Raw genomic sequence first — 14,002 nt, 5'->3', positions numbered from 1 at the left:
CATCAATATAGTTGCGGTAGCTCTCATCAAGTCAATATAGTATTTCTTCACATCAGAGCCAGAACTTGATACCTGCAACAAAAGCAGTATCACGAGTACTTTGCCCATTTAACTTCGCAAAGTCGGCTGTATTACCAAATTTATTTGTCCACTCAACGCCAACATAGGGAGCAAACTGGCGGGTAAACTCATAACGAACCCGAAAACCAATAGCACTGCTAGATAAGCCACTACCAAGGTTATTTTGGACGTCATCCTTACCGTAAAGCGTCAACTCTGCTCGTGGTTGAACAATTAACTTTTGAGTAAGTAATAGCTCATACTCAGCTTCGATCGAAAATGCACTATTACCTTGCTCTCCTAAATACGCAGTCATATCAATTTCAAACCAGTAGGGGGCTAGACCTTGTAAACCAAAAGCTAGCCATTTGCGGTTTTCACCTTCGTTATTGTAATCAAGTCGAATACCGACTTGTGTATCCCAATAAGCAGATATTGCGTGGCCCCATAGAAAATCTGTTTGGTTCTCCTCTAAATTACCTTCGCTAAAATCTCCCTCAGTTTTGATGACTAATCTATCAAAAGTAGTGCCATACCATGCCTGAAAGTCAAAAACACCTGCGTTTGTTTGCTCATTATATTCAAGACGATCCCCTAGTAGCGCGTAAAATGAATGCTCATCTGCCAAAGTCAGTCGTTTGTCGCTATTGAGTGCATAAGGACCTTCAGTCAATGTTGTACCTGCGGCATAAGCATGAGGGTCTCTAGCATCTTTAGGTGCATCTCCACCTTGTGCTTGCATTTTAGAATCACCCATCTCAGTCATCTCATCTTTTGCAGATACAGATACACTTATAAGGGGCAAACCTATTAATAATAGTTTTAACGTATTGGTTAGTATTAATTTTCTCATGATACAACTACCTCTCTAAACATACCTGCATCCATGTGGAATAATAAATGGCAATGCCATGCCCAGCGACCTACGTCATGAGGTGTTGTTAAAAAACTAATTCTTTGCGCTGGTTGTACAGGGATAGTATGGCGACGAACCTGTACATCACCTTTTTCATTCTCCAAATCGCTCCACATACCATGCAGGTGCATTGGATGTGTCATCATTGTATCGTTTTGTAAAATAACTCTTAAACGTTGATTATGCTTCATGTGAACTGGCGTGCTTTTTCCAAATTCCAAGCCATCAAATGACCAGCTATAACGCTCCATGTTTCCAGTTAAATGTAATTCAATTTCAGCCTCTGGCTCTTGCTGGTTTGTAATTCCCTCAAGAGAATGTAAATCTGCAAGTGTTAAAACACGGCGTCCATTTTTACGTAAACCTATACCGGGATCATCAAGGTTTGTTCTAGGCATATCAACACGCATATCAACAGAAGCTCCATACTCTGTTTTTGCATGACGCACTTTAGTGCTAGCAACAGCTAATGGGTTTTTAGTCATTCCATGTTTACTATGATCCATTGCCATCGCTCCATGACCCATTGCACTATGATCCATTTTATTAGAATTCATGCCCGACATACCTGCCGTATCAGCCATTGTAGAATGCACACTATCATGGGTCATATTGCCCATCATATCTGTCATCGTTAACCACTCAACGGGGTCTAAAGAAGGTACTGGTGCATCAACGTTAGGTGCCATTGATAAAGTACCTTTAGCATAACCTGAGCGATCCATGCTTTGTGCAAAAATCGTATATGCATCATTTTTTGGCTCGACAAGTACATCATAAGTTTCACCGGGACCAAATCTAAATTCATCTACTGTCACAGGTTCAACATTTTGTCCATCAGCTTGTACAACTGTTAACTTCAGCTCAGGTATTCTTACATCAAAAAACGTATTGCTAGAACCGTTAATAAATCTAAGCCTAACCTTTTCGCCAGCTTTAAACATTCCACGCCAATTTGTCAAAGGCGCACAACCATTCATTAAAAAAGTCATTGCAGATGCTGATAAGTCTGCAAGATCTGTAGGGTTCATTCTCATTTTATTCCACATTTCCCGGCGTTGTAGCGCATTTGAAACGCTGCTATTTGAAATGTCATCAAAAAACTCTGGAACAGTAGGTTGATTAAAGTTAAATACATCGCTCTGTACTTTTAACTTGCGAAACAAATCCATTGGGTCATCATCAGTCCAATCAGACAATTGGATGACATGCTCATTGTCAGCACTAATAATATCCTTTTCTCTTGGCTCAATAATTAATGCGCCGTACATACCTGTCATTTCTTGAAAACCACTGTGTGAGTGATACCAATATGTGCCGCTTTGTTGCAGCTTAAATTTATAAACAAAGGTTTCACCCGGCATTATACCTTTAAAGCTAATACCCGGTACGCCATCCATTTGATACGGAAGAATGATCCCATGCCAATGAATTGAACTCGGCACTGATAATTTATTCGTTACCCTGATAGTAACGTCATCACCTTCTCTGAGGCGCAAGGTAGGAGCTGGTATTGAGCCATTGATTGTTGTAGCCATTCTTACAACACCTGTGAAGTTTACTGGTGACTCATCTATCACCAGATCTATGACTTCCCCACTTAGTTCGGGCGCAGTACCTGTTGAAGTTCCAGCAAGCAAAGATGAAGCTGCATGAAGAACACTTGGAAAAGCAGCTAATACACCGCCAGCAGCTAATCCTTGTACAAAGCGTCTACGTGGCGTAGAAACTTGATGTAATGGATTGTTATTTCTCATTTTACTCTCCGTTGTTTGAACAATAAATTAATGTGACCAATGAATGTGCTTAATCTTCCATTCACCATTTTGTTTTTCCAGCACCATCGTTTCCATGCCTTGATAATCGCGTTCAACACCTTTATGAGTACCTGTAGTTTGACTGCGCGACGCAGAGATAGCGGTATTTCCAAGTATCGTCACTTGATGTTCAAGTGTGTCGCTCTTCATCGCTGCTAAATACTTCATATCCGACAACATATGATGATGAGCATATTCATCAGCGCTCCTTTCAACGCGGCCTCCCTCGAAGATGGTGACATCATCCGCTAACTGCGCTCTAGCCTGTTTTTGATTGCCAGTTTCAAGTGCTTGATGAAATGCCAAAACAACTTTTGCGGCTGGGGTATCTATACCTTTAAACAAACCTTTGTCTTTGTTCTTATCACCATGAGCGTTTGCTGCGAAACTAAACGTCATTAATAAAACGAGTAATATATTTATTGTTTTCATTTTCATTCTCTCTTTTAGGTTTTAATTTGCAGGGCCAACAACACTAGTAAGCCCAGCCGTTACAGATAAAATGGCAAAAGCTACTACCATTTCTATCGAGATAGATTTAGATAAAGCCTCTCTGCCTTGACTATTTTTAAGTTGTGGAACGAGTATTAGTTTATGTTTAGCAGCAAGTGCCAAAATAGACACTACAAGGGCCAATTTAAACAACATTGTTTGTCCGTAACTTGAGCTTATTAGTGCATCAAGACTTCCGACCAATTGAATCACGAGCCAGAGGCCTGCTACCAACAATAGGCTCAATGTAAAACTTGCTTGTTTGCCAAAGCTTTCCATCAGCAAATGAAGTTCTGCATAACTTAGCTGATGGCAAGCCTGTTTTAGTGGCAATAACGCCCCAAACCACCATGCCATAACGAGCACATGCAAAATAAGCAAGCCTTTTTCAATTGTGCCTAACTCAGAAATATGACCCAGTAACGTGAATGAGTATGCAAGGATTAATAAACTCAACATTAAAGCGCTTTGTTTTAAGTACGAGTTCACAGCGAGTTTGAACCTTAAAGCTAAAGCGATTATTGCGGTAACTAGCCCAAGCGCTCGAAGCAAAGCTCCAGTGCCGACAGAGGAGTCCCACATAATAGCCAATATATCAGCGTCTATCGCCCCCTGAATTCCCTCTTCTGCCATTGCACCAGTACTGGCAAAGAACCAAGTAATATTAGCGATCAAAGCCATAACTATATAAGTTCTTGTCCACGTTAAATTCGCTATTACAGCATTACTATGAGATTCATTATGCTCAAAAATTTGTCTGAAAAATGTATAGCCGGCAATACAGGCAAAGCCGACGTAAAATACAATTTTTGACAGTACAATGACTGTATTCCAGATATACATTTCCATATCAATCACACAGCCTTACTAATGAACCATAAAGCCGAAGCTATCTTTCATTTTATGTCCATCTTTACCTAAATAGGTCACATCAACGATATAGTTTGTTGGAGCTAATTTAGGTAGTTCCCATGAAAACTCTCTGGAAGCTTCTTTTGATGGTTTAAAGTCAAATTTAATATTTTCACCTTTTTTATTTTTCAACGTAACTTTAACTACACGTACCTCTTTGCTAAATCCCAATGTCAATTTTTCTGGAGTATTCATTAGCATTGCATTATCAGCAGGCACGCTTTTTTCAAGATGCACATGTGCAAATACTGCACTACTAAAAACAACACTGATTATGGTTAAAAGTTTAATTAATGTTTTCATATATACCTCTATTTATTTAATGGATTAACGACTAAATTTATCTTTGAAAATTTGATTACTTGGAATCCCAGCATTTGTAATTATTTTTTCCACTTCACTCATCATTGCTTCTGGACCGCACAAGTAAAACTCAGCCAAATGCAGTTCTGATTTTTGGTTCATATACGGCAGAAGTACTTTTTGAACATAGCCTGAGTGCCCTTGCCATTCTTCTGAAGGATTAGAAAGAGTAGGAATATAAGAGAAGTTTTTATGCTTCTCACTCAGTGACTTCAATTCATTATGGTATAGCAAGTCATCTTCAGTTCGCGCACCATAGATAAGAGTCAAACCACTTTTATCTTTATGCTTTTTCAACTGTTCAAAAATAATAGACCTCAGTGGTGCAAGTCCTGAACCCGCACCTATAAACACGCGACTAACTTTTTTATTTGAAGTGGCATAAAAATCAGAAAAAGGGCCTCTTGCAGTTATCGTTTCACCTACTTGGAGTGAACCTAAATAACTTGAACCTATTCCTGCTTTAAAACCATTCTTTGCGGTCTGCCAACGGATATTAAACATTAACTCATCAGACTCCTCGTCAAAGTTAACTAATGAGTAGTGGCGAGTTACACCGTTATGAGAAAATTTTCCATGATAGTAGCTATCCCAGTATTTTTCATAGCACTCTGGCATATCATCTGGACGTAAGCTATTCATCCCTGCTGGCACATCAAATTGCATATATGCACCAGCTTTAAATGCCAACTGTTTGCCTGATTTCACCTTAAACTTCACTTCCTTGATAAAAGGAGTAATGAAGTTAGTCGCAACCACAACTAGCTCATGATTTTCAATATTGCGATCAGTATTAACTTCAATCGAACTAATTTCAGAGAACCTATGCTGACATCCAAGCCGATAACCTTCCTTAAGTTGCTCCTGAGATAAATGTTCCTGTTCAGATAGTGTGATAGGTAATTTAGTTGAACTTAAGAACACGCATTTGCCACAAGTACCGCCACCACCGCAACCTGAAGGAAGGTATACATGTGAACTAGCTAGCCCTTCTAATACAGTTGAGCGACCAACTGCTGAGATGTCAGTAATAGTATTTTCATTGGAAAACGTCACTGCCACTTTTTGCCTGTTAGTGCCCCAACCTAGCTTCAGTAAACCACTTCGATACTGTTGTATCAGCCAAGTAACACCAGTAATTGAAAGGAATAGCGTTGCAAAAGCAAATGCAATGATCAACCAATGGTTAAATCCTCCAGAATTGCCATAGTCCATAAAGTGAAGCTTCATCATCAGATCTTTCAATCTGAAATCATCATTGGCATGGCGAAGTACTTGGCCTGTAATACTATCTAAATAAATAGTTGTATTGTTCTCATCCTCAACGGCAACTTGCCACATAGGATTTTGCTGCCTTACGTGATCAGAAAACGGAGGTTGAGATAACACTGGAGTAGTTAACTTACCCTGTCCTGAGTAGGAGTTTTTTGCCAAAGTTAGTACTTGTTCTTCAGACAAATTAAATGGCTTTCCTGTTACAGCATCAAATAGCTTTGAGTGGCGTTCTTGATAGCTATGCTGCCCCTTATCGAACACAAAATGATAGTAAGGCTGATGTAAAACCCATATAAGGTTTACTTCCTGCGGAGCATTACTAGTAATGTCTTTAATAGGGAATAGGTCAAAGCCTGTAATGCTACCTTCATGATGAGAATGAACTCTAAGTTCATTACCACTGGCTTTACTGTGATCCATCAAATTGAAGTAAAGGCCCGTTCCCAACCAAATAAGCAGTTGTAAACCAACAAATAAAGAAAGCCACTTGTGTATCGTTGTATTTAACTTAAATAGTCGCATCAAATGACTCCCTTTTTATTTGGGGAAAGCACTCGGTAATAAGTCAATACTGCGCCAGTAATTGCTCCCATTAGACCTAGAGTTGCGACCAAGAACAAAAACCAGTTAGATACGTTTTCTCCATCATAGTAATCCATAATGTGGAACCGCCACATCCAATCAAACAATCGCCAGTAATCATGACGCTTGGCAACAAGTGATCCTGTTTGTTGACTTATATAAAATGTCGGTGTGGAGAATTGCTCAAACGTCACTCTCCAAACAGGTAAATGCCTTGGGGACAACTCAGCAGGCAAGTTTGTCGCTGACTTAATCAACCTTATGCTGTCGATTTGATGATTCAGCGCATAATGGTATTGTGCGATTTCTTTAGCCTTGGTTTCATCTACAAGGGCCTGAACAGCTCCAGTTTTAGCATCTATTGCTACTTTTCCATTTTCTCCATTAATAAAAGAATACAAAGGGCGGCCCATACTTTGAGTAAGTGTAACTTGGCTAGCTTTAGGATAATCCGCAGCTAGCTTTACAATGGAGTAATCCATACTTGCTAAATCTATTTTGGGTTCCTCACTCTTAGCCAAGGTTTCGCCGTGTATATAGTGAATATCCATAGTCACCATATACACGCCTGTAATAGACCAGAAGAGGAATTGTATTCCGACAAATGCCATTAGCCATTTGTGATATTTTCTAGCCGTGCTAAGCATTATTCTCAGGCTCCACGTTAGAAAGCTCTTTGTTAAAGGCATTTACTTCAGGCTTTTTAATGATTGAGTAAATTGCAGGGAGTACAATAAGCGTGAGCAGCACAGCACTTGTCATTCCGCCTACCATAGGAGCAGCAATGCGGCTCATGACCTCAGAACCTGTACCAGTACCATATAAAATAGGCATTAAACCTATAATGATTGTAGCTACCGTCATCATTACTGGACGAACTCGTAAGCCAGCACCGTGCAATAATGCATCTTGATATGCATCATCTGAGATGAGTTCTGCTCGCTCCACCGCTTTTTCCTTAAGCTCAGCAAGTGCTTGATTAAGATAAACCAGCATTATCACGCCAATCTCAACCGCAACACCAGCTAGAGCGATAAAGCCCACACCAACAGCTACTGAGAAATTAAACCCTTCTAGATACATCAACCATAAGCCACCGATCATTGCCATCGGCAAGGTAACGATAATGATAGCCACTTCACTAAACGCTCTGAAATTCAGGTAAAGCAGAATAACAATAATGGCGAGTGTTAAAGGCAATACATAGGTGAGCTTTTCTTTCGCTCTTTCCATATATTCGTATTGTCCGGCCCAAGTAATTGAATAGCCTGCTGGTAATGTCAGGTTATTTGCTAAGTGTTCTTTAGCATTTTCAACATAAGTACCTACATCAACGCTATCAATATCAATGAAAGTCCAACCATTGATTCTGGCATTCTCACTTTTAATACCCGGTGGGCCATTCTCTATTCGAATATCAGCAACATCACCTAGTGCAATGCGTTGACCACTTGGTGTTACAACAGGTAATCGTGCTAGCTGCTCAGGAGAATCTCGATAATCTTGCGGATAGCGCAGATTAACAGGGTAACGCTCTTGACCTTCTATCGTTTGTGTCACATTCATACCGCCAATCGCAGTAGAAACTACTTGTTGGACATCTTCGATATTTAACCCAAAGCGACTTGATTTATCTCGTGAAATATCAACCTTGATATATCGTCCACCTGCAACTCGTTCAGAGTAAACTGACGCTGTGCCTGTCACTTCTGGCAAGAGTTGTTCTATTTGTTGGCCGATATCCTGAATTACATCAAGTTCTGGTCCGGCGACTTTAATACCGACAGGCGTTTTTATACCTGTAGCTAACATGTCAATGCGGGTCTTGATTGGCATGACCCAAGCATTGGTTAAGCCCGGAAATTTAACCAACTTATCAAACTCAGCTTTTAACGACTCAGTTGTCACGCCTTCTCGCCACTCCTCCCGTGGCTTCAATTGAATAAAGGTTTCAATCATGGTTAGAGGCGCAGGGTCAGTTGCGGTTTCAGCTCGTCCTACTTTACCGAATACATTTTCAACTTCTGGCACAGTGCGAATAAGCTTGTCCGTTTGCTGCAATAACTCTCTTGCTTTACCGATTGAAATGCCGGGATATGTAGTAGGCATATACATAAGGTCGCCTTCATCCAATGGCGGAATGAATTCACTACCAATTTTATCGACAGGCCAAAAACCAACGATAGTCACTAATACTGCTGCGACTATTGTCGATTTTGGAAACTTCATGACTTGCTTTAAAACAGGCATGTAGATAGCAATCAATAATCGGTTTAACGGGTTTTTCTTTTCAGAGACGACTTTGCCTCGAATAAAGTAGCCCATCAAAACAGGCACCAATGTTATTGCCAAGCCTGCTGATGCAGCCATTGCATAGGTTTTTGTATAGGCGAGCGGTGAAAACATTCTTCCTTCTTGCGCTTCTAAGATAAACACAGGTAAGAATGAGACAGTTATGATCAGCAAGCTAAAAAATAATGCAGGGCCTACCTCACTCGCAGCCTTAGCTACAATTTGCCAACGGTTTTCATCTGTTAGTGGTGTTTTCTCCATATGTTTATGCATATTTTCAATCATCACTATTGCACCATCAGTCATCGCACCAATAGCAATAGCGATACCGCCTAAAGACATAATATTGGCATTGATGCCTTGCATATACATGATGATGAATGACACCAATATACCTAATGGTAGAGTAACAACTGCCACAATTGATGAGCGAAGATGAAATAGGAAAGCAACACAGACAATAGCCACGACTGCAAGCTCCTCTAGCAACTTGCTCCAAAGGTTATCAACAGCACGATCTATTAACTTCGATCTGTCATAGACAGGGACAACCTCCACCCCCTCTGGTAAAGAAGATTTGAGCGACTCAAGCTTTTCTTTTACCCCATTTATGGTTTGTTGAGCGTTTTCACCAAAGCGCATAACGACAACGCCACCAACAACTTCGCCTTCGCCATTAAGTTCTGCGATACCACGGCGCATTTGAGGACCAAGGTTAACGTTGGCAACATCACCAATACGCAACGGCGTGCCTTGTTCGTTAATACCAAGTGGAATTTTCTCTATATCACTAACTGATTGAATATACCCCGTTGCGGTAACCATATATTCAGCTTCAGCCATTTCCACAACGGATGCGCCAGTTTCTTTGTTCCCTTTTTGTAAGGCTATTTGTATTAAACTTAGAGGAATATCGTAAGCTCTCAATTTGTCAGGATCTACTTGCACTTGATACTGCTTAACCATACCACCAACGGCGGCAACTTCGGACACGCCCGGAACAGTTTGTAGTTCATACTTTAAGAACCAGTCTTGAATGCTTCTTAATTGGCTTAGATCATGGTTTCCAGACTTATCTGTTAAAGCGTAAATGTATACCCAACCCACACCTGTTGCATCAGGTCCTAATTGAGGTTTTGCCGAATCAGGCAGGCTTGATGCTACTTGGCTTAAGTATTCAAGTACTCTGCTTCTAGCCCAATACAAATCAGTATCATCATCAAAAATAATGTAGACGTAGGAATCACCAAAGAATGAGTAACCACGAACAGTTTGCGCCCCCGGCACTGATAACATCGCTGTAGTAAGAGGAAATGTCACTTGATCCTGCACAACTTGTGGTGCCTGTCCCGGATAACTCGTCTTAATTATCACCTGCACATCAGAAAGATCTGGGAGTGCATCTACTGGCGTTTTTTGTAATGAATACAAACCACCAAACGCGATAATTAAGGTAATCAACAAAACAAAGAAACGATTGCCGATAGACCACCTAATAATTGATTCAATCATTATTTTTCTCCCACTTAATGATTCGAATGGTCAACAGCACTTTTTTGTTCATGCTCGTGTTGATCATCAGATTCAAGGGAAATTTCAGTTATCACTAAGTCATCTCTTACCTCAAAGGTGAAAGTGAGATTATCACCGACATTGAAATCAACCATTTCTATATTGTCCGCGACGATAAAATCCATCGTCGCAGCAGGCCTATCCCATTTATCTATTGGGCCTCTACTAATATTTAGAATCCGTGTATCAATATCAATCGCATTAATTAAACCTGATACTGTTGCTGATGATACTTCTTCACTCATATCAGCAGGCTCACTCATGATATGAATTCCAGTAACTTCATATCCACCGTCTTCGGTTTTGCTCACTTCAAAGTGCAAAGATTGACCAGACTTCAGTGAATCAATATCTACCTTTGCACCCACATCGAAGTCCATTGTCATTTCAGGCCAATCCCAAGCCTCAGCAGGCCCATGAGTAATATTAACCATACGATGTCCCGCCATGACGCTGTTGATTTCGCCTTCCATCCAAACAGAGCTAGGCACTTCGTCATGAGTCATTCGTTTAAAATCAGAGTTTTTACTTGATTCAGAATCAATCAAGAATTGAGCAGATGTCACCACAACATCATCTTCATTAAGACCCTCTAAGATTTCGATACTATCGATATCAACCCGGCCAATTGTCACTTCGATAGACTTAAATTGCCCATCCCCCAAGGCAAGTACAACTCTGTCTTGTTTACCTGTGCGAATGACGGCTTCTTTAGGTACGAGTATCGTGCTATCAGCTTGATTAGCGTGAATAGAGACTTGTGCAAACATGTTTGGTTTTAATTGATAGTCTGGGTTGTCAAACTTCAGTCTCACTCTGAGTGTGCGTGTTTTACTATTCAATGTTGGATAAACATAATCAACGACACCAGCCCAGTCCTCACCGGGTAAATAGTCAAGTGTGATTGATACAGGCAGTCCTTCTTTAATTAAGGCTGCGTCACGTTCAAACACTTCTGCTTCAACCCAAACTTGCTCTAGTTGACCAATGCTTAATAAGGTGTTTCCCGGCTTGACATAAAAGCCTTCTCTAATCTTCAAACCGTCAACAACACCTGCTTGTGGTGAATAAAAGGTGATGGTTTGCTGAACTTTTCTAGTCTTTTCTAGCTTTTGAATGAAATCTGCTGAAAGCTGTAACGCTTTAAGGCGATCTTTCGCCGCCGAAATTAAGGAACTATTGTCGCGCTTTAAAGCTATTAAAAGTTCTTCTTGCGCGTTAACTAACTGAGGAGAATACAGTGTATAAAGAGGCTGCCCTTTCTCTACAGGGTTACCTGCCGCTTTGACATAGAGTTTTTCAATCCAACCATCAACACGTGGGTGGATATGAATTAGCTTATCTTCATCATATTGAACGTAACCAACCGTTGATATTTCAGTATGCATATTTTTCAGCTCAACAGGTGCAGTGCGAACCCCTAGGTTATTCACTACATGAGGCGCAATTTTTACTGCTCCGGGACCAAAATCATCACCAGATGATTCTTCCTCATACACAGGAATTAAATCCATCCCCATAGGCGACTTACCGGGCTTGTCCCGGCGGTAATTAGAATCCATCGGTGCAACCCAATACAGAGGCTTTTTCTCTGCTGATGTTGTTTCATCTCTATTACTGTTTGAACCTGCACCTTGATATAAGCTCAATACTCCTGCGCCTAGTGCAGCACCAATGATGATGGCAATAATTGTTTTAGTATTCGTTGACATTATTTTTCTCCAAATTGCTGATTGGATAAGTGCTGATTAGTTTTGTGTGAAGTTTGCATCGACTTATGTTCAGCATTTGAGTTAGATTGAGAACGCGCAAAGAAATAGTTGATACGAGCAACTGTTTTAAGTGCGTCAACATCAATTCTTAAGGCTGATATTCTGGCATTTAATTCTGCGATTCTTGCTCGAACAACTTCGGCAAAATCGCCATCATCATTTGTGTAAGCTGTCAATGACGCTTCTGCTTGGTCATGAGTTTGTTTAAGGAGTTGTTCTTGATAGATAGATTGCCTATCAGATAAACGCTTAAGCTGTCTAAGCTCCTTTTCCACCATACTGATCATTTGCTTTGTCAGTAATAGTTTCTCGGTTTTAATAGTCTCTGAATCTGCAATAGAAGCTGCAACTTGCTTATCTTGTCTGTTCTCGGTGAACAAGGGTAAATCAAACGTTACTCCAACAGAAAATAAATCAGCTCGGCTATCACCAGAGGGCATATTGTCACGATAGGCATAACTAGCATTAACACCCCATTGCGGCTCATATTGCTGTTTAGCTAACTCAACTGCTTTTTCTGAAGCTTTGCGTTTTATATCAATTGCAAGTATGGCTGGGTGATTCGAAAGCTCCTGAGCCAATAGATTTCTTGAGTAATTAGATGCTTTTAGGACTGTTGAATTGTTCAAATGTATTGTAGGCAACTTTTTAGAAACCCTAAACTCTAATGGTTGCGTATCAAAGTTGAATGATTCATTCAAGCCAGCAGCATCGTAGATATGAAGCCACTCATTAAGGCGAGCGATTGTTGTTTCTAGTTTCTGCTTTTGCGAAGTTAATCGGTCATCTAACTGCACGATTTCCAATTGAGCACGAATAACATCTTGTTGTCTGGTTTTACCAACAACATTTGAGTAGCTAGCTTTAGTAACTTCCGCCATCTGCTCAAAGAGCGCCCAATCCGCTTCAATCAATTTAATGGTTTGTTGGGCTAAGTAAGCATCTAACCATAACTGTGATACTTGGCTTATCAGTTTAGCCTTACGATCCTCTCGTAGCAGTGGAAATTTCGTTGACTCAATTTTTAATTGCTCTTGTTTAATCTTTAAACTATCACCTCTAGGAAACATTTGAGAAACACCAACCTTTAGTTGAGTCATTCCTTCCTGATCTAAGTCCCAAGTATCTGTTGGTAAATTCATTATCCCTAGTGATACTTTGGGGTCAGGCAAAGTACCTGAAGCGATACTTCTATTTTCAACCGCGCTTTGTTTTAACCGACTCCCATGAAGCCAAGGATCATTTTGCTGAGCCAAGGTGATAGCTTGTTCAAGTGACACTACTTTCTCAGCTTGAGCTGAGAATACAGACAAGCCGAGCATTAGCGAAGTTGAAAGTAGAGTAAGGCTTGAAACATTTAATCTCATTAGAATTGCTCCTCATAAGCCTTAACTTCTGCATATACTTTACTCGTTCCATCTTTAAATAAAATTAATACGTTATATGACATAAAGCGGTCGCCGACTTCCATACCCGGAGAGCCAACAGGCATTGCTGGGACAGATAATCCAATCGCATTGGGGTGCTCTTCTGACAAGAACTGCTGAATAAACTTAGCGGGTACATGGCCTTCAAAGGCAAATCCATTTCTACTCACTGCCGTGTGGCATGAACGGTAATTAGGTTTAATACCATACTTAGTTTTGATATTGCCGATGTTTCGGAAATCTTTGGAATGCGCAACGATCCCTTTGTCTTCAATATGAGTTATCCATTTTTTACAACACCCACAAGTAGGGGTTTTATAAACGATTAACTCCAAAGGTGTTACGTCGTTATTGTGTGCATGCTTATGTTCATTGGCGTTTGCAAACGCAGGTGAAAGCAGCATTACAACTGCTATTTTTAAATACTTATTGATCATTTTTGCCCCCAGACATCGCTGGAAAATAGCTATAGCGCTACGACGCTATATTGACTAACAGAAAAATTAATTACATGTGCGCGAA

Annotated in this window: 11 protein-coding genes; all 11 read right to left on the bottom strand. The window is 40.4% G+C overall.

All coding sequences use genetic code 11. The annotated features are described in order from the left end of the window. Nucleotides 1-52: 52 nt before the first annotated feature. On the bottom strand, nucleotides 53-913 hold the full coding sequence (locus tag NO991_RS15450) for a copper resistance protein B (protein ID WP_016708246.1): 861 nt from the start codon (nucleotides 911-913) through the stop codon (nucleotides 53-55). Continuing rightward, nucleotides 910-2,733 (bottom strand): copper resistance system multicopper oxidase, encoded by a 1,824-nt coding sequence (locus NO991_RS15445; protein WP_135923583.1) that lies wholly within the window; start codon nucleotides 2,731-2,733, stop codon nucleotides 910-912. Before NO991_RS15445 ends, NO991_RS15450 begins: the two co-directional genes overlap by 4 nt. 27 nt (nucleotides 2,734-2,760) lie before the next feature. Beyond that, nucleotides 2,761-3,231 (bottom strand): DUF4440 domain-containing protein, encoded by a 471-nt coding sequence (locus NO991_RS15440; RefSeq protein WP_008467847.1) that lies wholly within the window; start codon nucleotides 3,229-3,231, stop codon nucleotides 2,761-2,763. Nucleotides 3,232-3,246: 15 nt separating this feature from the next. Continuing rightward, nucleotides 3,247-4,134 carry a copper resistance D family protein gene (locus tag NO991_RS15435; protein ID WP_135923582.1) on the bottom strand — a complete coding sequence of 296 codons (888 nt, stop codon included), beginning with the start codon at nucleotides 4,132-4,134 and terminating at the stop codon, nucleotides 3,247-3,249. An 18-nt stretch (nucleotides 4,135-4,152) separates the two neighbouring features. Continuing rightward, entirely contained in the window at nucleotides 4,153-4,500 is a 348-nt protein-coding gene (locus NO991_RS15430) for a copper resistance CopC family protein (protein ID WP_016708251.1), read from the bottom strand. Between the two features lie 24 nt (nucleotides 4,501-4,524). After that, on the bottom strand, nucleotides 4,525-6,357 hold the full coding sequence (locus tag NO991_RS15425; protein ID WP_135923581.1) for a 2Fe-2S iron-sulfur cluster-binding protein: 1,833 nt from the start codon (nucleotides 6,355-6,357) through the stop codon (nucleotides 4,525-4,527). Further along, entirely contained in the window at nucleotides 6,357-6,968 is a 612-nt protein-coding gene (locus NO991_RS15420) for a PepSY domain-containing protein (RefSeq protein WP_240704499.1), read from the bottom strand. Before NO991_RS15420 ends, NO991_RS15425 begins: the two co-directional genes overlap by 1 nt. Nucleotides 6,969-7,056: 88 nt before the next feature. After that, entirely contained in the window at nucleotides 7,057-10,221 is a 3,165-nt protein-coding gene (locus tag NO991_RS15415; RefSeq protein WP_135923579.1) for an efflux RND transporter permease subunit, read from the bottom strand. Between the two features lie 14 nt (nucleotides 10,222-10,235). Beyond that, a complete protein-coding gene (locus NO991_RS15410; RefSeq protein WP_135923578.1) occupies nucleotides 10,236-11,993 on the bottom strand; it encodes an efflux RND transporter periplasmic adaptor subunit in 1,758 nt (585 codons plus the stop codon). Then, on the bottom strand, nucleotides 11,993-13,420 hold the full coding sequence (locus tag NO991_RS15405; protein ID WP_135923577.1) for a TolC family protein: 1,428 nt from the start codon (nucleotides 13,418-13,420) through the stop codon (nucleotides 11,993-11,995). Before NO991_RS15405 ends, NO991_RS15410 begins: the two co-directional genes overlap by 1 nt. Next, nucleotides 13,420-13,917: a DUF411 domain-containing protein gene (locus tag NO991_RS15400; RefSeq protein ID WP_016708256.1), complete on the bottom strand. Its 498-nt coding sequence runs from the start codon at nucleotides 13,915-13,917 to the stop codon at nucleotides 13,420-13,422. The genes NO991_RS15405 and NO991_RS15400 overlap by 1 nt, the downstream gene beginning before the upstream one ends. Nucleotides 13,918-14,002: the final 85 nt, after the last annotated feature.

The sequence above is a fragment of the Pseudoalteromonas sp. DY56-GL22 genome (genome assembly GCF_041414715.1).
In the GTDB taxonomy this organism is placed as follows: Bacteria; Pseudomonadota; Gammaproteobacteria; order Enterobacterales; family Alteromonadaceae; genus Pseudoalteromonas; species Pseudoalteromonas simplex.
This window is presented reverse-complemented; position numbering and strand designations above follow the sequence as displayed.